The organism is Paenibacillus sp. TAF43_2, assembly GCF_052113545.1.
GTDB lineage: Bacteria > Bacillota > Bacilli > Paenibacillales > Paenibacillaceae > Pristimantibacillus.
Genome location: NZ_JBFRDK010000085.1, coordinates 1 through 24,491, shown reverse-complemented (window position 1 = coordinate 24,491; position 24,491 = coordinate 1). Strand labels below are relative to the sequence as shown.

Sequence of the window (24,491 nt, the reverse complement as noted above, 5' to 3'; positions counted from 1 at the left end):
AACTTTCGATCATAAACTAATCCATCGTAACACGTTTATGCATCTGCTGAACAGTGTTGCTCAACGCACCGTTAAAGGATTGAAACCTTACTGTCGTGTATCTTGATTCAGAAAATGGACGTTTGTTGTAGGTGTACTGAAAGGATGTTTTCTCTTCCATCTTCAGCGGAAGCAGCTTCTTGCGGTCGATAACGAGCTCATACTCCGTGGTCGCCTGCATGGACGAAAGCATGGCATCAAGCTGGCTGCGCGATCGTGCCAATTCCTCCATCCATTCTTGGTGAAAAGGCTTATCTTTGGAAGGCATGTTTGCTCCAAGCTGATCTAGCTGCTGCCGCAAACGCTGTTCCCATTTCTCCTTTGAAACCTTTGCGTTCTCTGTAATCAACAGCGTTACGGTTTCCTCATCGTTGCTGCCGTTTACGATCCGAACCTCATCATTGGACTGATTCAACGTCTCAAGCACCTTTACTGGATTCCAATGCATCGTTTCCTGACTATTCGTTTGCAATGTCAACTGCTGATGATCCACGACCTTGCCTTCGAACACTTCCGGTTTAAAAGCTAGACCACCGTCTGTCTTTATGCTCATCGACCCTGTAAAATCATATTGATCCGTTGCGGCAAGCCCCGAATAAGACAAAGACAGCCATTCCTCAGGTGTTCGATGTTTACCCACATTTCCGCACCCGGCAATTGAGAGCATGAATACAAGCGTGACAACAATTACGCCAATTGCTTTCTCTTTTTTCATATGCCTACCTCCCGTACAACATGTTCTATAGTATCGTCCCTAACTATCAAGCTCCTTATTCCAAATAGGAACAAAAAAAAGGATGCTGCAATCAGCATCCCTCACTTTACAACGTTCCCGCTTTTTAGCTTTGACCAACTATGATGCAATTACGTCCATTGTGCTTAGCTTCGTAAAGTGCCATATCTGCACGATAAAATAAAGATTCAACGCTAATTTTTTCATCCTCAAACTTCCATTCGGACACGCCGCAGGATACGGTTACGACTGGGTCCGTTTCCATCTCCACATGCACCCGTATTCGTTCGGCGATGCGGTACGCTTGCTCAGCCCGAATGCCTGGCAAGTAAATCGCAAGCTCTTCACCGCCCCAGCGTGCCGCGATATCCCCCTGCCTAATCGATCCTCTAATAATATTGCTCACTTGTATGAGTATACGATCACCAACTTGATGTCCATACGTGTCATTGATGCGTTTAAAAAAATCGATATCTACAAGAATAAGTGAGCCGAATGGATCTTTGCGCTGACGGTTTTGAATTTGTTCATTTAAATAGTGGCGAGCATGCAAGCCAGTTAAGTTATCAGTTATAACCATCCGGCGCACTTCAGCGTGCAATGAAGCATTCGTTACAGCAAGTCCAATGTGCGTGCTCATCACTTGAAGTAATTTATAATTATCGTAGGAGAAGAAGTTTGGCGCTTTGTGTGTAATCAAAATAACGCCAACGACCTCTCCATCAACCATTATCGGTGAGGCAATAAGCGATCTTGAACCAGTATTATCCATTAGCTTGGACGTTACAACACGAGTATGCCAGTAATCGGATATGATCATTGGCTCCTTGGTTCGATAAACCATTCCGCAGAACCCGTAATCGGGCAAAAACTGCTCGCTCGTCAGGGATGGGAAATTACTGGACATGACGATGAATTGATTTTTTTCTTTGTTAAGCTGCAAAACACAGCAATAATCCGCATCAAATATCGTTAAAAGCTCAGTGGTAGCAAATTGAAAAATTTCTTTGAGCCTTAGCGACTGGTTTAATCGTTTCGTAAGCTCATTAATTAGTCGCAGCTCATTAATAAGCAGATTAGATTGCTCATACAGCTTCGCATTCTCGAAGGCTGATCCCGCAGTATCCGCCAGCAGCAGGAAGGCAGGCAAGTCCGCTTCATCCCATTTGCCTGGACCTATATACAAACAAAGCACACCATACGCAGCTTGTTTGCCGTTCATTGGAACAGCCAGCCTAAGCGTACCGTCTCTGTCATGCTCCGTAACCGATTTGCCATTCAAAAAAGCCTTGGTCACAAGATCATGCTCCAAGTTTTTGAAAACAAGCGGCTTTACACGCGGATCACCGTTTAAGTGGTCCTGCGACAAATACAAATGAACTTCCGAGTTGGGATAAAGCTGTTCCAGGCTGCTAAGCAATTCCGACAGCACCGATGCAACATCGATTTGATCATAAAGCCGTTTGGCTGCTTGAAACAAAGAATCTCTTCTACTTGCTTCCTGCTCAGCCCGCTGCTGCTGCAAAAGCAAATCCTTGACATAAAGCTGTTCAAACTTATGGTAAAAGCAGCTGCGAAAATGCAATGAGCACATTTGAAGCTGCGCGATGTCCTTCTGATGACCAATTGGAGACACATAAGCAAGAATACAAAAAACAGCACCATCGCCTCGCCTATGAATAGGCACTGCTGCTGTAAATAGATCATCTGCTTCATTATGACATGATAAACCGCTGCTTAAAACGCTTTGGACAACCTTTGCAAGCGCAGCATCGCGTTTCTCGCAAGCCTCAGCGTCATAAAGACCTTCAGATGAGATCTCTTCCGCTTCATTATTGAATAACACAAATTCACCAGCCTCAAATGAGGCTAATCCTGATGTTTCACTTACCCACTGATTGAAACTGTCTTGGAACAATGGTGATAGCAAGGGCTTGTCCGCATCGCTAATATCTTCGCTGATGAACCAAATCGGTTGTGACTCTGCTGATGTATCCATAATTGTTGATGATTTACGATATGCAAAACTGCTATTCATTCGATCAACCATGCAGCCCCAACCCTTCCATCTGTCAACCAAGGTGATGAGCTTCCTATTTTCACTTAATATTACAATCATCATACTCCATTTTTGAGAAATTTGCACTACTATGCATTTAAAATATAGGTCTTTCGATGTGTTTCAAACATCATTAAATTTCCTTTGTTAACCTTGACAACAGCTATCTAATTCATATATTATTTATTGATGAATAGATGGGCGTACGGTTTTGTGTCACCCTCATGAAATACGTTCACTATAGGCCAGCGGCTGACTAGCCTATCAGGGACGAGCTTGCTCGAACATTGAACGTATTCGGCGAAACACAACCCCATTCACAAATTTATTTGATGAAGGAGTTAATATTACGTATGTCACGTTATACAGGACCTAAATTTAAACTAAGCCGTCGCCTTGGAATCTCTTTGAGCGGAACGGGTAAAGAACTTGCAAAACGCGCTTTTCCACCAGGTCAACACGGCCCTAACCAACGCAGAAAAATGAGCGGTTACGGCGTTCAATTGCAAGAGAAACAAAAGCTTCGTCACATGTACGGTTTGAACGAAAAACAATTCCGCAACTTGTTTGACAAAGCGGCAAAAATGAAAGGTAAAGCCGGTGAAAACTTCATGGGCCTCCTTGAAAGCCGTCTTGACAACCTCGTTTACCGTCTTGGCCTTTCCAACTCCCGTGCAGGAGCTCGTCAGTTGGTATCACATGGTCACGTAACTGTAAACGGCAAGAAAGTGGATATCGCTTCTTACAGCGTTTCTCTTGGCGATGTAATCGGTTTGCGCGAGCGCAGCCGCAGCCTTAGAACAATTAAAGAAGCTATGGAAGGCCGTCATCACCTTCCGAACTACTTGGAGTTCAACGATCAAGCAATGGAAGGTAAATTCCTTCGTCTGCCTGACCGCGGTGAGCTTTCCCAAGATATCGACGAGAAACAAATCGTCGAATTCTACAGCCGTTAATAAACAAAAAAACCTTGAACCATTTGGTTCAAGGTTTTTTTCTGTTTACACTGCCTTACTCTATTGTTCAGGAAGCTTAATTACAGCAGGAGCAGCAGCAATATCAACCGGTTTGCTAGGTACTGCAGGCAAATTACCGCCTCTATTCGTCAGACCTTTAATGATTGCATTCACGTCGATTCCCGATACGCTCTTCAGCATCTCCGGAGCAGTAGACATTAATGAAGTCACATAATTGCTTATACGTGCCGCCCCTTCGCCATTCCCTGTATCAACGACAGTAAGCTTATCAATGTTGCCGATAGGATCGGCAATTTTGCCAGCCAGCTCAGGAAGCATTTTTACGATAATATCAAGGATTGCAGCTTCTCCAAATTTCTCAAAAGCTTCAGCTAGCTTCTCTTTTGCTTCCGCTTCCGCTAAACCGCGAAGACGAATAACGTCTGCCTCCGCTGTACCTTTCGCTCTCTCTGCTTCTGCAACAGCTAAACCATCCAAACGTTTCTGGGTAGCATGTGCCTTGGCTTCCGCTTCAATACGGTATTGCAGAGCATCAGCTTCATTAAGAAGCTTCGCCTTGTTCGCTTCCGCCGCTTGTACAACTGCGTAACGGTCTGCATCGGCTTTTTTCTTCACTTCTGCATCATACTGCTTCTCACGGCGCAATATTTCTTTTCCTTCCAGATCGATCTCACGTTCTTTACGTACGAGTTCAACCTTCATTTGCTCTTCGACTACGTTTTGCTTAGCTCGCGCTTCATGAATCGAATAAGCCTGATCCGCTTCCGCTCTTGCTGTATCTTGGTCACGTTTAAACGTCGCGACCTTCATTTCCTTTTCTTTCTCTGCTTCCGCAATGTTGGTATCACGCACTAGCTCGGCCTTTTGACCGGCCTCAGCAGCGAGTGCCTTCTGRATTCTAGCATCCCGAATCGCTTCAGCTTCCGCAATCTCAGCATCTCTTTTGACTGCAGCAATCCGCGGTTTACCCAGCGCGTCCAAATATCCATGTTTATCGCGCAAATCCTTGATCGTGAAGGAAACGATTTGAAGACCCATCTTCTTCAAATCCTTAGCTGCAACCCCTTGCACCTCTTGCGCAAATTTATCGCGGTTGCGATATACCTCTTCAACTGTCATTGAGCCAAGAATTGCGCGCAAATGTCCTTCCAATACTTCCTGCGCTTCACCCTTGAGCGCTTCGGTAGGCTTGCCTAGAAACTGCTCTGCCGCCGTCGCCACATCTTCAACCGCGCCGCCAATTTTAATGATCGCTACACCGTCTGCCATGACTGGTACGCCTTGCTCTGTGTATACCTCCGGCGTCGATACATCCAGCTTATGGGACAATAGCGATAAAAACTCAGCCTTCTGGAATATCGGCAGAATAAATGCGCCTCCGCCTCTAATGATTTTCACTTTGCGCCCAGATTCATCCGTGCTCGCATTTCGGGAGCCTAGAAATGATCCCGTTACGAGCATCGCTTCGTCTGGACTTACTGTTTTGTAGCGCGCCCAGAAGGCAAGACCTAATATAACAAAAACGCCAACTACAATAACAGGTATAACATAAATATCTTCCATTAAATTTCCCCCTTATACTGCTTTAATTAAGATAGATTTACTTCCGATACATACAAAGTACTGTCCCTTACCTCAACAACAACAACCTTGGAGCCGCTTGTAATTTCAACGCCTTCGAAGCTAGCTGCAATTTGATTCGTAAATCCAGCTCCCACCTTAACCATCACTTCACCATAGCCCTTCGCAGAAATGGGGACCAGCACCTCCCCAAGCTTACCCGACAAATCATTTAGCGAAAAAGCGATCGAATTCTCGCTTTGCTCCATCGGCTTAATGTAGAGAAAGAAAACAGCTGCTGCAGCTGTAAGTGCGATGAATAAGGCAATCATCACGATGGCTGTTGAACTAAAGGCAGTGTAGCGTCCGAGTAGGATCCCTGCTCCGCCAAAAGTGGTTATCCCGCCTACTAGCGCAGTCGGCGACAGCCATGAATGACCATCTAAGGATAAAAAATCGAGTGCTCCATCGAGTGCTTGCCCGATCAAATCCCCAAAAATAATACTTACGAGCGCATAAAGGATTCCTCCGACTAGACAAGACATAAATAGCGTCTCCAACTCTCTCCTCCTCCCTTAGTATCCATAACCTGTTAATGCTTCCGTTATTTAATACGTTGAAAACGCTCTTTTGTTTCTAAAAAAATAGAACTTGTTGAATTTTATCATTTCAACAAGCTCTATTATTCCAATTATGTTAATTTAATTTTTATAAATTTACGTTTTCCAACTTGAAGCACGTCGCCATCCTTAGGAGAAATATCCGCATTAATATCTGTTATCTTCTCTTCATTTAGACGAACAGCCCCTTGCTGAACGCTTCTTCTCGCTTCACTGCTCGTTGGCAGCAAGTCAAGCATAGTGAGCAGGTTCACGATGCGAATTTGGCCATCTTCCAATTGTTTCGCAGCAATCGATACCTCTTCGATATCATCAGGCAGCGCACGTTGTTGAAATACGGTAATAAAATGATTTTCTGCCGCTTTCGCTGCCTCTTCGCCATGGTACATTCGTACAAATGTCGCTGCAAGCTGCATCTTCGCATCACGTGGATGTACAGATCCATCTGCCAGTCCAGCTTTCAATGCCGCAAGCTCCTCGTTGCTTAAATCAGTAGCAAGCTCGTAATATTTGAGCATAAGCCTATCTGGAATCGACATCGATTTGCCGTAGATTTGGTTTGGCTCTTCATCGATACCGATGTAATTGCCCAAGCTTTTGCTCATTTTATTTACGCCGTCCAACCCTTCGATCAAAGGAGTCGTAATTACAATTTGGCCCGGTTTATTATATTCCTTCTGCAAGGTTCTGCCCATTAATAGGTTAAATGTCTGATCCGTGCCTCCTAGCTCCACATCGGAATCAAGAGCTATGGAATCGTATCCCTGCATCAGCGGGTAGAAAAACTCATGAATGCTGATCGGCAATCCGCTCGTGTACCGTTTTGTGAAATCATCACGCTCCATCATGCGTGCAACCGTTACTTTCCCGGCTAGATTTACAACATCCGCGAAGTTAAGCGGTGCAAGCCATTCCGAGTTGTAGTAGAGCTTTGTTTGCTGTGGATCTAATATTTTATAAATTTGTTTTTGGTATGTTTCCGCATTCCGCTTCACATCTTCTTCCGTCAATTGCTTCCTTGTTTCCGATTTGCCCGTTGGATCGCCGATTCTGCCTGTAAAATCACCGATAATCAGCTGAATCTGATGACCGAGTTCCTGAAATTGACGAAGCTTGTGAAGAACAACCGTATGGCCGATATGAATGTCTGGCGCTGAAGGATCAAGTCCTAGCTTTACATTTAACGGCTTTCCTGTTGCGACAGCATTCGCTATTTTATTTTTCAAATCATCCTCAGGTACAATCTCCACAACACCGCGGCGAATGACAGCCAGCTGACGCTCGACCTCACTTTTCTGCTCGCCACTTAAACTTTCCCACTTCACCATAGAACTTTTCCTCCTTTGTATGCGTCTATATAGACATAAAAAATCCTTCCAGCCCCAAGGGACGAGAAGGATTAGCTCGCGGTACCACCCTCGTTAGAGTACTCCTGCCTTTTTTCACATAAAAAAAGAGGTACTCTCACTTCGTTGTTGATAACGGAGACGGGCTCCGAAGTGAACTACTACGGCTGATTCGACTGCCCCACAGGCTTTTTTGCCAAAATGTGCAGAGGATTGTCAGTATACGGTTCCTTCACTTAGCTCCAGGCGGTAATTCAACAAGCGGCGCATACCGGTTTCCACCACCCACCGGCTCTCTGAAAGTACGATTCGCTGTCTACTCATGCCCTTCAAAGCATTGATTAGATAAAACATTATTGAATTTATACCATAGCCGTGTTGTGAAGTCAATGCAAGGAAAGAATGCGTTACTTTAGCGATTTATGTTATAATAGGTGTGCTATTTGGAGGAGGAGTCATAGAAATGCAAGAAGATCGTCAACCTGCGCCAAACAAAAGAAGCAAATGGCGTACATTTGGAATCGTAACTTTTATAACAGCTAAATGGATGGTATATTTCGGAATCTTCATCGGATTGCTTGCCGGTGGAGCAGTAACTGGTTATGTGGCCGCGCTTGTGAAAGACGAAACCGTAAGACCTCGATCCGTTATTTTAGAGAAGATCGGCGAAAATGCCATCACAGGATTTGTTTACTTCAATGATGATTCACTTGTCGGACAGCTAAGAACGTCAGAGGACCGAATGATTATTACATATGATGATTTACCGCCGCAGGTTATTACTGCCGTACTTGGCATTGAGGACAATAACTTTTTGGAGCATCATGGCGTAGACATTAACGGCCTTGGACGTGCAGTAAAGCAAAAGCTTCTAAATGAAGATACACAAACGGGCGGAAGTACGCTTACTCAGCAGCTTGCGCGACGTGTATTTCTAAGTTTGGACAAAACAGATAGCCGTAAAATTAAAGAAATATTTTTATCGCTGCGCATGGAACGTTATTTAACGAAAGAAGAGATTTTAGCAGCTTATTTGAATAAGGTTCCGTTCGGAAATGGTTCCAGCGGCTACAATTTGTTCGGCATTAAAGCAGCTGCCAAAGGGATATTTGATATTTCGGATCTAAACCAGCTGAATATTGCGCAGTCTGCCTATTTGGCAGGTCTACCGCAAAGGCCTTCTGCCTATACAGCGTTCACAGGTAAAGGTCAATTCAATGAGGCGGGCTTTGAACTCGCACTAGGACGCCAAAAAACAGTTTTGAAGCGAATGTTCGAGACTGGGCGGATTACTCAGCAAGAGTACGACGAAGCGTCCAAATTCGATATTAGGAAAACGCTGGCTAAGCCAAAAGAAAAAGCCTATACAACCTATCCTTATCTCATGCTTGAAGCAGAACGTCAAGCAGCGGAAATTATGCTCATGGCGCAGGATTCTACTTTAACAAAAGCAGACCTTCGCAAAAAGGAAAATGCTCCGCTTATTGAGGAAGCTCGCGATCATTTGCTGCGCGGCGGCTACCATGTCTATACAACCATCGACAAGGATGTTTACCAGCTCATGCGCGAGATTGGCACCAATGATGAGAACTTCACGCCATACAGCGAGAAAAAAGGGCTGGAGCAGATTGCAGCGATCATGCTCGATCACAAAACTGGCGCTATCGTGGGTATGCTTGAAGGCCGAGATTTCTATGAGGAGCAATTAAACTATGCCACTCAGATGACAAGGCAGCCAGGCTCAACGATGAAAACATTGGCGGCTTACCTTCCAGCTATTGAAATGGGTATCATTCAGCCCGCGAGCATAATTGATGATGCTCCAATTGTCCTGAAAGATGGCCAGAAGGGTTTCCATATCCCAATGAACGTAAACCGTAAGTTCGCGGGTCTAGTAACGGCGCGTGAGGCATTAAACCGTTCCTTGAACTTGCCTGCTCTGAAAATTTTCAATGAGGAAGTCAAAATTGAAAATGCTTGGGAGTTCGTTAAAAAGCTAGGCATTACAACGCTGCAGCCGCAAGATGCTTATGCACAAACCGGTGTAATTGGCGGTCTAAGCATCGGCGTATCGGTTGAAGAGCTTACGAATGCATACGGCTCGATTCCGAACAAAGGCGTTTTCAATGATGCTTATATGATTCAAAAAATTACAGATGCAAACGGAAAAATTGTATATGAACACAAGCAGGAACCAAAACGAGTGTTCTCGGAGCAGAGTGCCTTCTTGATGACAGATATGCTGTCGACTGTTATTTCAAGCAAGAGCGGTTCTGCTAACAAATTGAAATCACAATTCGATAAGTACGGAGAAATTCCTATTGCCGGTAAAACAGGCTCTACACAAAGCTACGGTGACGTGTGGTTTATGGGCTTCTCGCCAGATATTACGCTAGGCGTGTGGGCCGGTTATGAGGAACAGGTCAACTCCCTATCCGAGGTCGGCAAAACGCGTGCTCGTTCCATCTGGGCACTCATTATGAATAAGATGGCTGAGAAGAAGCCGGAAGTTTTTGTAACCAAAGAATTTGAACGTCCATCCGGCATTGTCAAAGCTACGGTGTCAAGCGCTAGCGGCTTGCTTCCAAGTCAATTAACGAAGCAAGCAGGCATGCTTGTAACTGACTGGTTTAACAAGAAGGATATACCTAAGAAAACAGATGACGCGCTCGTGAAGATGGCTTATATTTCCTTCAATGGCGTTAACTATGTTCCGAACCCAGCTACTCCTAGCGATATGATTAAGGAACAAATCGTTATTAAGCGTAAAAAACCGCTGGATGTTCTTATGGATGAAATTAAGGCAGCACAGCAGAAACTTCCGGCTAGCAGTCGTCGTCCACTTGATATTTACCTTCCTGCGGATGCAGAAAACAACGCGCCGTCTAAACCAGACCCTCGCGTTGATGATGGGGCAGCTCCACCACCTCCGGCAAGCGTTAAGCTGCAATCGTCGGATGGCGTGCTTATATTGACATTTAATGATAGTACTGCTGCTGATGTCGTTGGTTACCGCGTGTACCGTTCGGTTAATCAAGGGCCTTATGAGAAGCAAGGGGAATCCATTGTTGTTGGTGCAGACAAACGTATGAAAGTGTATGCATCCAATGCTCAAAACTACACTTATTACGTAACAGCGGTTGATGTTGTGGGCAAAGAGTCAGCACCTAGTCAAATTGTACAATATGGCAGCACACCGAATACCCCTCCACCGACAACAGGTGGAGACAACTCAAGCGGAAATGGAAGTGGAAATGGTTCTGGCACAACAACAGCACCTTCCACACCTACTGGGTTGCAGGCTGCGAAAACAGATCTAAGCGTACGATTAACTTGGGCGGCTAACAGTGTGTCAGACCAAGTGACGCAATATAATATTTACTACAGTGCAAACAACGATGGTCAATATTCCAAGATCGGATCAACCTTGGAAACAAGCTTTGAGTATGTTGCGCCGCTTATCACAGGTTCCTTCTATATAACCTCTGAAAACGCGAAAGGCGAGTCATCACCATCCTCCAAGCAAACGATCAGCTAGAGGTAAACGAAATAGGCAGCAGCCTCTCACGGGGCTGCTGCCATTTCTTTTGGGAATTTACTATTTAGAAAATGAATAATAAGAGCAGCATTCTATGTTTATCAAATGACATAAGATGAATCCGTTTCAAACAAACGGCTTATTTGCTCATAATCTTCTCTGGATAGACGCCACTTAGTTGCAGCCGTATTTTCCTCCAGCTGCTTAACCGTCTTCGCACCTGCGATCACGCTCGATATTTCCTGCTTATACAATAACCAGTTGATAGCTACCTGGCTTAACGGTTTCTCGATGGCTCTAGCAATTCCATTAAAGGTTTCGATGATGACAATGTTTTTTATAAACTGTTTATCCGAAAATAATGGATTAAGCTGCGCACGAACATCCGTTTTGGGCAGCCTTGTCAAATAATTAAATTTCCCCGTCAACAACCCCTGAGCTAACGGACTATAAGGAATAAAACCTATGTTTTGCTGCTTCGCATAGGGTAATGCTGCATGTTCAACATCGCGCTGGAACAAGTTATAGGGCAGCTGCAAAGATACTATATTGCTAACGGATTGCGCTGCAACTAATTGCTGAACGTTAAAGTTTGAAACGCCGATATTCCTAATTTTCCCGTCAACGACGAGTTGATTTAACGTTTCAAACGTTTCTTCAATCGCTGTTTTGCCGCTGGGATCAGGAAAATGTACTTGATACAAATCAATATAGTCCGTATTTAATCGCCGCAGGCTCTCCTCTACCTCACGAATTATATTTGCTTTGGATACATTTATACTAAACTGCCCTTGATCGTTCCAGATGAGGCCAGCTTTTGTTGCGATAATGACATGTTCCCTTACTGGCTGCAGCACTTTACCAAGCACTTTCTCGGAATGTCCCAGCCCATAGGATGGAGAGGTGTCATAGAAGGTGATCCCCTGTTCATACGCACGACGAATGACAGCCTCAATCTCGTTATCATCGACTTCTCCCCAGCCTGCTTTCCCAGCAGCCCAAGCACCGAACCCGATAACAGATGGATAAAGCTCGCTATTGCCTAATTTTCTCTTATCCAACAAGCGAACCTCCTTTACTTAATTATTCCTACCCGATTACTTGGAACTAACATAATTATAAATGTGTCTGCATGAAAGTCAACCCATTTTTTTCAAAATGAACCAACTGGTTAACTACCACTCGATAATTATGACTTGACAACTGTTTTCCATCTCCTTATGATAAAAAGCATTCATTATTGCGATAAAATTCCATATTCCCGATTAGGAAGGAAATAAAAACAATGACTAAAAGACGTATTGATCATGTTGGCGTTATGGTAAAAGATATTGATGCTTCTATTTCTTTTTATACTGAAATTATTGGCTTTGAGCTTAAAGGAAGAACGCCTCATACGAATGGAATTATTGAGCTTGCCTTTCTTGGCTTTGGCGGTTCCGACGAAACCGAATTAGAATTGATTCAAGGCTATAATGACAACCTTCCAAGTGAAGGCAAGGTGCATCATTTTGCAGTGACAGCAACTGATGTCCATGCAGAATTTGAACGTTTAAAGCAGCTTGAAGTGACCTTTATCGATGAGGGCATCACTGTACTGCCGAACGGATACCAATACTTTTTTGTAAGCGGACCTGACGGTGAGCGAATCGAGTTATTTCAGCGTTAATGAATGCTCGAATAAAGCACTAAAAAGAGGATGGCCCCTGATCTGATCAGGAGCCATCCTCTTTTTCATGTTTTGATTAGTCTTCAATTGTGGACAAATCGCCCGTTGGCAGGTTCAACTCCCACGCTTTCAGCACTCGACGCATAATTTTGCCGCTTCGTGTTTTGGGAAGCTTATCCTTAAATTCAATTTCTCTTGGTGCCGCATGGGCGGATAAGCCTACTTTTACGAATTGTGAAATCTCAAGCTTCAATTCGTCCGAGGCCACATAGCCTTCGCGGAGCGCAATAAAAGCTTTAATGATTTCTCCACGCATCGGATCTGGTTTGCCGATGACCCCCGCTTCTGCTACAGCCGGATGCTCAACCAGCTTGCTCTCAACCTCAAACGGGCCTACTCTCTCGCCTGCTGTATTGATTACATCATCGATACGGCCTTGGAACCAGAAGTAGCCATCTTCGTCCATATAGGCGGAATCTCCAGAGATATACCAGCCTTTAAGATAAAAATATTCCTCATACTTAGAAGGATTATTCCATACCTTGCGCATCATGGATGGCCAAGGCACATGTATTGCTAAATTGCCCATACGATATGGAGGCACCTCATTGCCGCTATCATCGATAATAGCAGCTTTCACGCCTGGCAACGGCTTGCCCATCGATCCTGGCTTAATATCCATACTTGGATAGTTGCAAATCAATTGGCCGCCTGTCTCCGTCATCCACCATGTATCATGAATGCGTTGGCCGTAAACCTTCATTCCCCATCTTACGACCTCTGGGTTAAGCGGCTCGCCTACGCTTAGAACATGCCGCAAGCTTGTAAGATCAAACTGCTGTGATATTTCGTCACCTGCACCCATTAACATACGGAATGCCGTAGGCGCGCTATACCATACCGTAACGCCGTATTTCTGAATGACGCTATACCAATCGCTTGGGCTAAAGCGTCCGCCTCGTATGACGTTTGTAGCGCCGTTAAGCCACGGTGCAAAGATGCCATAAGAAGTGCCAGTAACCCAGCCTGGATCTGCAGTGCACCAATATATATCGTTTTCTTTCAAATCAAGTACTATTTGACCCGTATACATATGCTGAATCATCGCATTTTGTACATGGTAGACACCTTTTGGTTTGCCGGTTGAGCCGGAAGTATAATGCAAAATGAGACCATCCTCGCGCTCCAGCCATACAATCTCAGCCTCGTCGGACGCTRCAGCCATCTCTTCTGCAAAATCAACAATATTCTCTTCCTTCGCTAAATCTTTGCCGAATACGATTACGTGCTTTAAATTCGGCAGCTCATCTCTCTTAATTCTTTTGAGAAGAGCAGGCGTTGTAATAATAGCAGTAGCTTCGCTATCCAAAAGTCTGTCCTTTACCGCTGTCTCCATAAAGGCTTCGAATAGCGGTCCAACGACCGCGCCGACCTTCAAAGCACCAAGCGCGCTAAAATAAAGCTCCGGCGTTCTCGGCATAAAGATAAAGACACGCTCGCCTTTAGAAATGCCAAGCTTGCGCAAGACGTTTGCAAAACGATTGGATTGTTTGCTCAGTTGTTCGAAGGTGTAGGATTCATCCCGTTCACTATCGCTATAGTAAAGGGCGATTTTATCGCCTTTTCCTTGCTCGACATGACGGTCAATGGCCTCATACGCCATATTTACTTTTCCAGTTGTGTACCAGCTAAATTGACTTTCGATTTGACTCCATTCAAAGGAATTAATCGCTTCTTCATAATTCGGTAAGTTCGAATTTTGCGCAGTCGCTGGAATTCGTTCTTGATGTAAGTTGATCATACTATCACTCTCCCATCAAATCTGTGTTTCTACTTTGTAAGAATACGCTTTCAAAACGAAGTCGTAACTTGAGGCAAACAAGCCGACAACAACTCGCGCATCCCATGATCTTAAACCGCCAAACTTATTATAACATAACCTTTTTCTATTCGACTACGCTTTTCATTTAGTAAAATGTTTGTTATAAAGAGTAATAGAGGATTGTGTTAAGCAGCAATTTAACAGCAAAGGGGGGGCAGCCTTGGAACATCGAAAGCGTTTGCAGCGAGAGCAGCTCGTTTTGGACGCAAGTCGTGAACTTATTTTGGAAGGACCAGTACCGCCCGATCAGTTAGCCAACATGACGATGCACAAATCGCTGGATGCATTCCGCAGACCAAACGAGCAGCATGTTGCGCTAGTTGAAATTGCCGGCCTAGAAGAAGGAAGAATTATTTTAGCGCGTGAAGGCTCGGTTATCGTTGGATACGTTACCTTCCACTATGCAGACGAGCTTGAGCGCTGGTCAGAAGGCGGAATGACGGATTTAATCGAGCTCGGCGCCATCGAGGTTGCAGATGATTATCGCGGCCTTGGCTTAGGAAAACGAATGATTCAGCTCGCCTTCGCCGAGGAGCAATTAGAAAATATGATTGTATTTACGACAGAGTATTATTGGCATTGGGATCTTGAGGGTACGAAGCTGAATGTGTGGGATTATCGCAAAATGATGGAAAAATTGATGCAATCCGTCGGAATGATTTGGTACGCCACAGATGACCCCGAAATTTGCTCCCATCCCGCTAATTGTCTTATGGTCCGTATCGGCACAGAGGTCCCGCTAAGCTCGGTAGAACATTTTGACACAGTACGTTTTCGTCAGAGATTTATGTATTAAGGTTTTGCTTACGATGCTGGTTTGCTCCGCAAACCTAAGTTTATGCTTACGATGCAGGTTTGCTCCGCAAACCTAAGTTTATGCTTACGATGCAGGTTTGCTGCGCAAACCTAAGTTACGCTTACGATGCTGGTTTGCTCCGCAAACCTAAGTTTATGCTTACGATGCAGGTTTGCTGCGCAAACCTTAAGGAGGATAGGAATGGCTTCTGACTCTATTTTCATCTATCATTCGGATACTAGCGGATATAAATTCGGTGAGGAGCATCCTTTCGATCCGCTGCGGCTTGCTCTAACGATCGATCTGCTCAAAGAAGTTGATGCATTGTATGATGAGGATATCCAGCCTCCTGCAGTGTATTCCGAGGATGAGCTGCTGTCACTCGTCCATAGAACCGACTATTTGGACGCTGTTAAGCAATTGAGTGAAGCCGAAATCGATGATAACAGCGTACTTGCACAGCAGTTTGGACTACACACAGAAGACACTCCTTATTTCCCAGGCATRCACAAGGCAGCAATGTCCATCGTCAGAGGCTCTGTGACGGCCGCTGAGCTTGTTATGACGGGTCAAGCCAAGCATGCCTACCATCTTGCCGGAGGATTGCATCACGCCTTCCCTGACCGCGCCTCAGGCTTCTGTGTTTACAACGATGCAGCAGTCGCTATTAAGCATATCCGTCAAACGTATGGGGCAAAAGTGCTTTATATTGATACGGATGTCCATCACGGGGACGGTGTTCAGTGGGTTTTCTATGATGATCCAGACGTATGCACCTATTCGATCCATGAAACGGGAAAATTTCTGTTTCCAGGTACAGGCTACGTGCACGAAAAAGGCACAGACCATGGTTTTGGCGCTTGCTTTAACGTGCCGTTAGAACCGTACACAGAGGATGAATCCTGGCTGGAGAGCTTTAATATTACGTTGCGCAAAATCATTTCGGCCTTCAAACCGGATGTCATTATTAGTCAGCACGGCTGCGATGCTCATGCCTTTGACCCGCTCTCTCATATTCATTGCAGCATGCGAATATATGCCCAAATTCCTGCTATCATCCATGAATTAGCCCATACCTATACCGATGGCCGCTGGATTGCGTTAGGCGGCGGCGGTTATGATATTTTCCGCGTCGTTCCAAGAGCTTGGTCTTTAGTATGGCTTACAATGATTGATCACCCTATTGCACATGCGATTGCAGCTGGTGAAGAAGCTAGGCTTCCAGACCGCTGGTTGAGTCATTGGGAATCCATTAGCCCTCACAAGCTCCCTACGCATTGGATGGACAATCTAGAAGATATTGAGCCTATGCCTAGACGAATCGAAATTACGAACAAAAACAGAATGATGCAGCAGATCGTTATTCAAGATCTGTAATCCGATTACAGCGTCATGCTCGTATTAAAAAAAAGAACCAGTTCCGATGTTGGCATCAGAGCTGGTTCTTTGTATTTCATTTAAATATTTTGCATGATATCATCAATGATTTGATAAGAATTGTTGGAGGCGATTACCGTAAATTCTGGAAAGTTCACATGAGCCGATCCATCCGCTTTGTCAGACATCGAACGAATAATGACAAATGGTGTATTATTCATATCGCATACTTGAGCGACTGAGGCGCCTTCCATCTCCGCGCAAGCGCCTTGCAGCTTCTCGTGAAGCAGCTTGACCGACTCGCGGCTGGCAATGAATTGATCGCCCGACAGCACTTTGCCCTGTATGCTGCGTCCTGAGAATAAACGATTGCTAGCTGCAGAAGCCAGCTCAATTAATCTCTCGTCTGCAGGAAATTCTGATCTTGGATGAAAAGGAATCGTTCCAAGAGCAAATCCTAGTGGTGTACAGTCCATATCATGCTGGACACAGCTCGTCGAAACGACGATATCTCCAATGTTAAGCTGCGGATCAACTGCACCGGCAACGCCGGTGAACAGAACGCAATCAGCACCAAGATCAAGTAAAATTTGCGTGCAAACCGCAGCATTTACTTTCCCTACACCTGATTTGCAATAAATGATCGTTTTGCCATGAAGTGTGCCTTCATAATATGTAATACCTGCTTTAGTAACCTCAGACACTACGTTTACATGCTCATGCAGCAATTCAATTTCTTCAGCCATAGCGCCAATAATTCCAATTTTATTAAACGACATTTCTTTTATATTCCTCCAACCGATTGACGCACGATAATCTCATGCGGCAGCACAACTTTGGATTGATCTACATTTTCTTTCTTCATCAGCTTTGTCAGCAAACGCATCGATACCGCGCCAATATCATACATTGGCTGTGCAACAGCTGTAAGCTGTGGACGAACCATGGATGCCATACGGCTGTTATCAACACTAATGACAGATATATCATCCGGTACTCTTAAGCCGGAATCCTGAATGCTGTGAATTGCGCCGATCGCCATTTCATCCGTTGCGGAGAACACAGCTGTTGGACGCTCGTCCAGCTCAATGAAATATTTCATCGCTTCTGCGCCTGATTCATAACGGTAGTTGCCCGTACGAACTAAAGCATCATCATAAGCGATACCTGCTGCTTCAAGTGCACGCTTATAGCCTTGGAATCTTGCATAACCAATGGATGGATCTTGCAGTGTTCCGCTGATCATTGCAATTCTTCTATGTCCTTGCTCATACAAGTTTTGTACAGCATCGAACGCAGCATCCTCGTGGTTGATGTCAACAGATGGAATTTGTCCGCTCTCATCAGAAGTTGCACAAAGTACAATCGGAACATTAGCCGTCTTAAATGCTTGCAAATGCTCTTCCGTCACTGCCCCGCCCATAAATAGCAAGCCGTCTACTTGCTTCTCAAGAAGTGTATTGATAACACGGATTTCTTTATCTTTTTTCTTATCCGCGTTACACAAAATAATATTGTAATGATACATATTCGCGATATCTTCAATTCCGCGTGCTACTTCAGCAAAAATAGCATTTGAAATATCAGGTATAACTACGCCCACCGTCGTTGTTTTCTTACTTGCCAAGCCCCTTGCTACGGCATTTGGACGATATCCTAGGCGCTCTATTGCTTCATATACTTTTTTGCGTGTTGCTGGTTTCACATTGGGATTATTGTTCACAACCCGAGAAACCGTAGCCATTGATACTCCTGCTTCTCTTGCTACATCATAAATGGTTACCGTCACAGTGTTTCTCTCCATTAGCTCAGATTTTATAATTACGCACGACGCATATTAACGTTATCATACGACAAAATATTTCTTTTCGCAATGTTGACGCATGTTTCACTCATCTGCACGTCTTGTAAAATCAATAATCTGAGCTTCTATGTAAGCAACGTTCGACGGCTTATTTGCTCAAGTCTCTTTTTCAAATCCAAAATCCATGCTTCATCGTTAAGCGTTTGAGCAAGCAAATACAAATCAAGTAGCTTATTGATTCTCTGCTCGACCAATCTCTCGAATCCGATGCGATCCGTCTGCTGCTTGTCTGCCTTTGCCTCTACCAGAATGCTAGCCCACTCGTTGCATTCATTAAAAAGGAATGTCTGCTTGTCTGGTTGAGCCCCCAATTGTGCTATTAAACCTGATAAATCAGGTTTTACTTCCGGAAATACTTCACTGCGATTGCAGGCTGTGCAAGAATATATAGGAACGTTATCGATCTCAACCTTCCCTGAGTAAATAACTGTGCGCAGTTTCATCTTCATGATGTCGCCACAATGACAACTCTTATGCAAAGTGGTCCACTCCTTCATAGTAGCAGCTATCGTAACAACCATAGCTTTCAGAGTAATAATGTATAATTGATTCGACTATTTTCGCACAAATTCCTGCATGCACAACCTTGTAATTTTTACTACTAAAATCACACTCAAAATTGACCACAAAATGCTAGTTATGGCGCAACTTTTCTCCATATTTTCCTTACTGGCGGCACAGCTGCAACAATCGTCCAAATCGCTGCTCCGATAAGATCATTCCGCACATCCATAACGTCCGGCATTCTGCCGCCAACAAAAGACTGATGATATTCATCTGTAATTCCATATAAACCACAAATAAGTACAATAACGACCTTCACCCAAAATCGGTCGCCCCTCTTGCCAATGCCGTAGTCTATCGTAAGTGCAAGTATGAAGTAGGAAACAAAATGGCCCCAATTAAAACCTTCCATAAAGGGGAAGAACTTTTGAAAGAAAGGGAGAAAGGTATTTATCTCATCACCTGTTCTCGAAGATAGCGCAAATATAACAGCCATCCATGCAATAGCCGGCAAAAAGCGCAGCAGCCTAACGTATGAAAATGATTTAGAATAACTCTCCGTTTGCTTCATTGTTTCTCCTTCGTTACAATAATAGAGATCTTTACTAGATGGAGGGAAAAATATGCCGTTACAAAATAAAACCGTCATCTGCTTGCTAGACGACGAATTTGAGGATTTGGAGCTATGGTATCCCGTATATCGTGCGCGCGAAGCTGGTGCGACCGTTTTATATGCTGGGCCTGAAAAAGGTAAAACACATATCGGAAAATATGGCGTGCCTGCTGTAGCTGATTTGTCATTTGATGAAGTAAATAGCGAAGACATTATCGGTTTATTGGTTCCAGGCGGCTGGGCACCTGATAAGCTTCGCCGTTATCCTAAAGTTCTCCAGCTCGTACAAGAACTGAACGCCGCCGACAAACCGATCGGCCAAATTTGTCATGCAGGCTGGGTACTCATTTCGGCGAAAATATTGGAGGGGCGCAAAGTCACTTCAACACCTGGCATTCGAGATGACATGGAAAATGCAGGAGCGACATGGTTCGATGAAGCAGTCGTTGTTGATGGAAACCTCATTTCCGCACGCCGTCCGCCTGATCTTCCTCCTTATGCAAAAGCGTTTGTAGATGCACTTGTACAGCGAATGGGTTAACCATTCGCTGTTTTTTTGTCCAAGCGCTCCATAAAACCAGTTAGCTGCTCCAATATTTCTGTACTTGTACGGCAATGATGCAGCTGCTGAAATACCTCATGGCTTTCTTCTTGTGAAGTGAAGAGCAGCCTTTCCTTGATGGGCAAAATCGAATGCGAAGACATGCTCAGCTCATCTACATCAAGGCTTAGCCAAATCGGCAGCGCTCTTAGATCCCCTGCAAGCTCGCCGCACACGCCAACTGTTATCCCGCTCCGTTTTGCCGCTTCCACCGTCATGCGCAGCATTCGAATGAGTGCTGGATGGTAAGGCTCATACAAATGTGCGATTTCCTCATTCATACGATCCACAGCTAACGTAAACTGTACCAAATCATTCGTGCCGATACTAAAGAAATCAACCTCTTCCGCGAGTAAATCAGCGATCATAACTGCGGCAGGAACTTCAATCATAATTCCGATCTTCATCCCTTTATCATAGGGATACCCAGCTGCTTCAAGCTCAAGCTTCGCTTCGTTTAATACTGCATTTGCAGCACGAACTTCATCGACAGATGAAATAAGCGGATACATAAGCTTTACTTGACCGTAATGACTTGCCCGCAAAATAGCACGAAGCTGCGTTTTGAACAAATCTTTACGATCCAGCGATATCCGAATGGCTCTGTAACCTAGAAAAGGATTGTCTTCCTCTGGCAGGTCAAAATAATCGAGCTGCTTGTCACCGCCGACATCCAGCGTTCGGATGACGAGCGGCTCACCCTCAAGTCGTTCGGCTACGCTGCGATATACCTCAAACTGTTCTTCTTCCTTTGGAAACCGATTTCGATCCATGTACAAAAATTCCGTACGGAACAGCCCAACTCCATGCGCTCCACTCGACATCGCAATTTCCAGCTCTTTGTAGGAGCTAATATTCGCTGCAAGCTCCAGCCTTTTGCCATCAGGCGTTACCGGGCGATGTCCTGCAATGCCATGCAGTCTTTTTTTCGCTTCCGATTGATGAGAGTGCAGCTCTGTGTAATAGTCAATAACTTGCTGAACAGGATCGATAAACACAGTGCCGTCATTGCCGTCAATAACTAGCGTTTGCCCTGTTTGAATAGGCTCAACTAACCTCGTCTCTACACCAACAACAAGAGGTACGCCGAGCGCTCTAGCCATAATAGCTGAATGTGAAGTTTTGCTGCCAGCAAGGGTCACAATGCCGAGCACATGCTGCGGATTAATATGTGCTAGCTGAGAAGGAGACAACTCTTTAGCAATCAATATAAATGGCTGCGTATCTGAAGGCAGTGTAATTTCTGGCGCTCCCAGCAGATGCTTCAGCAATCGATTGCCCACATCCTTAATATCTAGCGCCCGTTCTTTCATGTACTCATCGTCAAGCAGATCAAACATCGTAACAAAATGATCAATAGCTTCCTTAACAGCAACCTCAGCCGCTTTGTACTGGCGTTGGATAATACCTTGGATTTCATTCATAAAGACAGGATCGTCCAAAATGGCTATATGAGCATCGAATATATGTGTTTCCTCTGAACCGACAACATCTCGCAGATCATCTTTAATCTGTTCAATTTCAGACTTAGAGGTACGAATGCCTTCGTATACACGTTCGAACTCGCGGGCAAAATCAGCTACATCGATTTTTTGCTCCGGTAACTCCCATTCCCAATTCGGAAGCACAAACGATCTCCCAATCGCTATGCCTGCTGACGCCCCTATTCCTTGAATCATTGTGTTTCCCCTCCACCGTTTCTCTCTTTAAGTACAACAGACAATACCGAGGACTGCCCCTTTTTCACCGCTTTGAAAGGTGCAAATCGCCATGAGTGAACAAGATCAGAATTTGTTATGACCATAGGAGTAGCAAGAGATTTGCTCTCCTTTCGAACTCGCTGCAAATCAAATTTTATAAGCATCATGCCTGGCGTAACTTCGTCCCCTTCTTTAACGAGCGCATTAAAATACGCTTTGCCAGCCAGACGTGAAGTATCAATGCCTATATGAAGCAGAACCTCAAGCCCCTCAGGAGTAAGAATGCCGATCGCATGCATCGTCGGATAAATATGCATCACCTTGCCCTTAACCGGCGATACAAGCTCTCCTTTCTCTGGTATAAATGCGACGCCTTGTCCGACGAGTTTGCCCGCAAATATCGGATCAGGCACCTCATCAAGCGGAATCATGCGGCCTTGCATCGGCGAATGGAACAAAACTTGTGCTTGATCACGATGAATAGTCTTGATCATCTCTTCACGGATGAGTTCGGAATACGTGCCAAATACGACCTGAACATGTCCGCCGCCTAATTTGATTACGCCTGCAGCGCCTAGATTCCGAAGTGCATTTATGTCGAGCAGCTTATCGTTGGAAACTTTAAGCCGCAGTCTTGTAATACAGGACTCCATCTTTTCTATATTTTGTTTACCGCCAATGGCTTGCAAAATAAGCGGTGCACGATAAGGGATATCGCCTGCCCATTCATCAAGCTGTGAGCCTTCCTCACGACCTGGTGTCGGAATCCGAAATCTTCGTATCGCCCAGCGAAACAAAAAGTAATAAACGAAGCCAACAACGATGCCGATCGGTATGATTAGCCAACCTCGCGTTGCCAAATGCTCGTTGATAACATAATCTATGGCTCCTGCTGAGAAGGAGAATCCGTGCTTAATGCCAAGCTCATAAGTAACCCACATGATAATGCCTGACAATATCGCATGGACGACGTATAAATAAGGAGCAACAAACAAAAATGCGAACTCTACCGGCTCAGTAACGCCAGTTAGAAATGACGCAAGCGCTGCGTACATAAACGTTTTTCGAATTTTCGGCTTTAAATCCTCGCGCGCTTCGTGAATAATCGCGAATGCGATGGCTGGCAAAGCGAACATCATCGTCGGATAAAGACCAGCCATAAACGAGCCGGCAGTAGGATCGCCAGCGAAGAAACGCGGAAGATCGCCATACACCATCTGTCCTGAAGCTGTTTCAAAGCTGCCAATTTGAAACCAGAATACATGGCTGACCAAATGATGCAAACCGAATACAACCAAAATCCGGTGTACAAATCCGTATAAAAATACGCCGAAACCGCCACCCGATTCAACAATTTCACCCAGATTTATCATCATGCTTTGTAAATAAGGCGCAATATTGATCATAACTATTGAGAACAACAAACTAACAACACTTACAAATAACGGTACAAACCGCGGTCCGCCAAAAAATTGTATGTATTCCGGTAATTTTAAACTTTTAAACCTCTCATGGCTCACGCCTGAAATAATTCCTATAAGTGTACCAATGAGCACGGTTGGCTCAATCGGCACCTCTGCCGACCCTGTAATACCGCTATAAATAGCCATACCTACAAGTGCAGCCATCCCTGCTGCGAGAGCATTACCCGTTAAGCCTAGTGAGATGCCAAGCGCAAAAATATATGGTAAATATGTAAAAATCGTTTCGCTTGCAGCTAATAAATAGCCTTCCATTCCTGGCAGGCCAAAGTACTCCCATGGCAGCTTGCTTAAACTCAAAAATATAGCCGCACCTGGCAGGACAATCATCGGCAGCATGAATGCCCTACCAAGCTGCTGCAGGCTCCCAATGAAAACCATCTTGCACCTCCTTCAAGTTTTGCGAAGCAAAACTACTTCGTAAGCATAAGCTTCAAGTTTTGCAAAACAAAACTAACTCCGTAAGCATTATTCAACACATCTATATCGATGTTAAGCGTTTGCTGCGTTTTTGTCAAAGTAAAACGGCGAGCCTGTAAGGGCCCGCCGATGTTGATGATTCTTTTCTAATTGTATTAAAAAAGTGTTATCGATTACCGCCTGAATAAGGAGAAGAATTGACTGCACTCGTCGACTGCCAGCCTACATGAGAAATGACAGGCCCTGCATTTTGATAAGCATTCGTTGCTTCATATACAGGGTGGAGCGACGTGTTTGAGTGAGTTTGTGTCATACCGCCATATCCATTTTGGAATTGAGATTGGCCGTAACCTCCATAATTGGATGCTGCATGCTGAGCATACTGCGCCCCATTATTCGAGGATGGCTGGTAGTAGGAATGTTGTTGGTTATGCTCAGAACCAGCTTGATAACCTACATGTGCGATAACCGGACCTACGTTGCCAAACGCCGTTGCTGGCGATTGAGCGTAGCTGTGAACCGGTTGATGCGACATGAATGAATTGTTCGTTCCCACCGGATGCGTCATATTCGAATAGTTATTAGGAGCATAATGTTGTGTTTGCGCTCCTTGGCTATAAGCATTAGACGATTGGTAACCGCCTGGCGAGTTAGCAACAATCGAGTTCGTTTCTCTGCCAAAAGTCGGTTGGCTTAGCTGCCCTTGGTAATG

20 protein-coding genes and 1 other annotated feature are annotated in these 24,491 nt (G+C 44.7%); of the genes, 6 read left to right on the top strand and 14 right to left on the bottom strand.

What is annotated here, in order from left to right; all coding sequences use genetic code 11:
- Positions 1-16: 16 nt before the first annotated feature.
- Both AB4Z17_RS18580 and AB4Z17_RS18575 read right to left on the bottom strand, forming a co-directional pair.
- Entirely contained in the window at positions 17-754 is a 738-nt protein-coding gene (locus AB4Z17_RS18580; RefSeq protein ID WP_441909552.1) for a hypothetical protein, read from the bottom strand.
- Positions 755-878: 124 nt separating this feature from the next.
- Positions 879-2,852 carry a sensor domain-containing diguanylate cyclase gene (locus AB4Z17_RS18575; protein ID WP_441909553.1) on the bottom strand — a complete coding sequence of 658 codons (1,974 nt, stop codon included), beginning with the start codon at positions 2,850-2,852 and terminating at the stop codon, positions 879-881.
- 332 nt (positions 2,853-3,184) lie between these two features.
- Here AB4Z17_RS18575 and rpsD point away from each other — a divergent pair, with 332 nt between their 5' ends.
- Positions 3,185-3,787: a 30S ribosomal protein S4 gene (rpsD, locus tag AB4Z17_RS18570; RefSeq protein ID WP_054028044.1), complete on the top strand. Its 603-nt coding sequence runs from the start codon at positions 3,185-3,187 to the stop codon at positions 3,785-3,787.
- Positions 3,788-3,847: 60 nt separating this feature from the next.
- Here rpsD and AB4Z17_RS18565 read toward each other — a convergent pair whose 3' ends face one another.
- From AB4Z17_RS18565 to tyrS, 3 genes are all read right to left on the bottom strand, one after another.
- Positions 3,848-5,371: a flotillin family protein gene (locus tag AB4Z17_RS18565; protein ID WP_441961302.1), complete on the bottom strand. Its 1,524-nt coding sequence runs from the start codon at positions 5,369-5,371 to the stop codon at positions 3,848-3,850.
- A 26-nt stretch (positions 5,372-5,397) separates the two neighbouring features.
- Positions 5,398-5,928, bottom strand: a complete 531-nt coding sequence (locus AB4Z17_RS18560; protein ID WP_441909555.1) for a protease — start codon at positions 5,926-5,928, stop codon at positions 5,398-5,400.
- Positions 5,929-6,059: 131 nt separating this feature from the next.
- The gene (tyrS, locus tag AB4Z17_RS18555; protein WP_441961308.1) at positions 6,060-7,313 is read right to left on the bottom strand and encodes a tyrosine--tRNA ligase; all 1,254 of its coding nucleotides are present in this window, start codon (positions 7,311-7,313) and stop codon (positions 6,060-6,062) included.
- A 57-nt stretch (positions 7,314-7,370) separates the two neighbouring features.
- Positions 7,371-7,676, bottom strand: a binding site (T-box leader).
- Between the two features lie 121 nt (positions 7,677-7,797).
- Between tyrS and AB4Z17_RS18550 the strand changes: the two genes are divergently transcribed.
- Positions 7,798-10,872: a transglycosylase domain-containing protein gene (locus AB4Z17_RS18550; protein ID WP_441909557.1), complete on the top strand. Its 3,075-nt coding sequence runs from the start codon at positions 7,798-7,800 to the stop codon at positions 10,870-10,872.
- Positions 10,873-10,973: 101 nt separating this feature from the next.
- Here the strand turns inward: AB4Z17_RS18550 and AB4Z17_RS18545 are convergent, their stop codons facing one another.
- A complete protein-coding gene (locus AB4Z17_RS18545; protein ID WP_441961300.1) occupies positions 10,974-11,933 on the bottom strand; it encodes an aldo/keto reductase in 960 nt (319 codons plus the stop codon).
- A gap of 224 nt (positions 11,934-12,157) precedes the next feature.
- Here AB4Z17_RS18545 and AB4Z17_RS18540 point away from each other — a divergent pair, with 224 nt between their 5' ends.
- The gene (locus AB4Z17_RS18540) at positions 12,158-12,541 is read left to right on the top strand and encodes a VOC family protein (RefSeq protein WP_441909561.1); all 384 of its coding nucleotides are present in this window, start codon (positions 12,158-12,160) and stop codon (positions 12,539-12,541) included.
- A 76-nt stretch (positions 12,542-12,617) separates the two neighbouring features.
- Here AB4Z17_RS18540 and acsA read toward each other — a convergent pair whose 3' ends face one another.
- On the bottom strand, positions 12,618-14,342 hold the full coding sequence (gene acsA / locus AB4Z17_RS18535; protein WP_441961298.1) for an acetate--CoA ligase: 1,725 nt from the start codon (positions 14,340-14,342) through the stop codon (positions 12,618-12,620).
- A 241-nt stretch (positions 14,343-14,583) separates the two neighbouring features.
- On the opposite strand from acsA, the gene AB4Z17_RS18530 reads away from it, so the two are divergent.
- Positions 14,584-15,219 (top strand): GNAT family N-acetyltransferase, encoded by a 636-nt coding sequence (locus AB4Z17_RS18530; protein ID WP_339208805.1) that lies wholly within the window; start codon positions 14,584-14,586, stop codon positions 15,217-15,219.
- A 201-nt stretch (positions 15,220-15,420) separates the two neighbouring features.
- Positions 15,421-16,596, top strand: a complete 1,176-nt coding sequence (locus tag AB4Z17_RS18525; RefSeq protein ID WP_441961296.1) for an acetoin utilization protein AcuC — start codon at positions 15,421-15,423, stop codon at positions 16,594-16,596.
- Between the two features lie 80 nt (positions 16,597-16,676).
- On the opposite strand, the gene AB4Z17_RS18520 is transcribed toward AB4Z17_RS18525, so the two are convergent.
- The 4 genes from AB4Z17_RS18520 to AB4Z17_RS18505 all read right to left on the bottom strand — a co-directional run bounded on the left by AB4Z17_RS18520 (position 16,677) and on the right by AB4Z17_RS18505 (position 19,535).
- Positions 16,677-17,375, bottom strand: coding sequence for a 5'-methylthioadenosine/adenosylhomocysteine nucleosidase (locus AB4Z17_RS18520; RefSeq protein ID WP_076268235.1), 699 nt, complete (start codon positions 17,373-17,375; stop codon positions 16,677-16,679).
- A gap of 5 nt (positions 17,376-17,380) precedes the next feature.
- Complete coding sequence (gene ccpA, locus AB4Z17_RS18515; RefSeq protein WP_076268234.1) at positions 17,381-18,385, bottom strand: catabolite control protein A; 1,005 nt, start codon at positions 18,383-18,385, stop codon at positions 17,381-17,383.
- A 140-nt stretch (positions 18,386-18,525) separates the two neighbouring features.
- Positions 18,526-18,909 (bottom strand): hypothetical protein, encoded by a 384-nt coding sequence (locus AB4Z17_RS18510; protein ID WP_441909566.1) that lies wholly within the window; start codon positions 18,907-18,909, stop codon positions 18,526-18,528.
- Positions 18,910-19,097: 188 nt separating this feature from the next.
- Positions 19,098-19,535, bottom strand: a complete 438-nt coding sequence (locus AB4Z17_RS18505; protein ID WP_441961294.1) for a VanZ family protein — start codon at positions 19,533-19,535, stop codon at positions 19,098-19,100.
- 52 nt (positions 19,536-19,587) lie between these two features.
- Here AB4Z17_RS18505 and AB4Z17_RS18500 point away from each other — a divergent pair, with 52 nt between their 5' ends.
- The gene (locus tag AB4Z17_RS18500; RefSeq protein WP_076268231.1) at positions 19,588-20,118 is read left to right on the top strand and encodes a type 1 glutamine amidotransferase domain-containing protein; all 531 of its coding nucleotides are present in this window, start codon (positions 19,588-19,590) and stop codon (positions 20,116-20,118) included.
- On the opposite strand, the gene ptsP is transcribed toward AB4Z17_RS18500, so the two are convergent.
- The 3 genes from ptsP to AB4Z17_RS18485 form a co-directional block, all read right to left on the bottom strand.
- Entirely contained in the window at positions 20,115-21,857 is a 1,743-nt protein-coding gene (gene ptsP / locus AB4Z17_RS18495) for a phosphoenolpyruvate--protein phosphotransferase (protein ID WP_076268230.1), read from the bottom strand. The two genes, AB4Z17_RS18500 and ptsP, sit on opposite strands and share 4 nt — an antisense overlap.
- Positions 21,854-23,740: a glucose PTS transporter subunit IIA gene (locus AB4Z17_RS18490; RefSeq protein ID WP_441961293.1), complete on the bottom strand. Its 1,887-nt coding sequence runs from the start codon at positions 23,738-23,740 to the stop codon at positions 21,854-21,856. Before AB4Z17_RS18490 ends, ptsP begins: the two co-directional genes overlap by 4 nt.
- Positions 23,741-23,945: 205 nt before the next feature.
- On the bottom strand, positions 23,946-24,491 hold a 546-nt coding region (locus AB4Z17_RS18485), incomplete at its 5' end, for a hypothetical protein (RefSeq protein ID WP_441961291.1).

What these genes read in the sequence shown, in the direction of transcription:
- AB4Z17_RS18580 (WP_441909552.1), bottom strand. Translation starts at nt 754, where the DNA reads ATGAAAAAAGAGAAAGCAATTGGCGTAATTGTTGTCACGCTTGTATTC.
- rpsD (WP_054028044.1), top strand. Translation starts at nt 3,185, where the DNA reads ATGTCACGTTATACAGGACCTAAATTTAAACTAAGCCGTCGCCTTGGA.
- AB4Z17_RS18550 (WP_441909557.1), top strand. Translation starts at nt 7,798, where the DNA reads ATGCAAGAAGATCGTCAACCTGCGCCAAACAAAAGAAGCAAATGGCGT.
- AB4Z17_RS18540 (WP_441909561.1), top strand. Translation starts at nt 12,158, where the DNA reads ATGACTAAAAGACGTATTGATCATGTTGGCGTTATGGTAAAAGATATT.
- AB4Z17_RS18520 (WP_076268235.1), bottom strand. Translation starts at nt 17,375, where the DNA reads ATGTCGTTTAATAAAATTGGAATTATTGGCGCTATGGCTGAAGAAATT.
- AB4Z17_RS18510 (WP_441909566.1), bottom strand. Translation starts at nt 18,909, where the DNA reads ATGAAGATGAAACTGCGCACAGTTATTTACTCAGGGAAGGTTGAGATC.
- AB4Z17_RS18505 (WP_441961294.1), bottom strand. Translation starts at nt 19,535, where the DNA reads ATGAAGCAAACGGAGAGTTATTCTAAATCATTTTCATACGTTAGGCTG.
- AB4Z17_RS18500 (WP_076268231.1), top strand. Translation starts at nt 19,588, where the DNA reads ATGCCGTTACAAAATAAAACCGTCATCTGCTTGCTAGACGACGAATTT.
- ptsP (WP_076268230.1), bottom strand. Translation starts at nt 21,857, where the DNA reads ATGATTCAAGGAATAGGGGCGTCAGCAGGCATAGCGATTGGGAGATCG.
- AB4Z17_RS18490 (WP_441961293.1), bottom strand. Translation starts at nt 23,740, where the DNA reads ATGGTTTTCATTGGGAGCCTGCAGCAGCTTGGTAGGGCATTCATGCTG.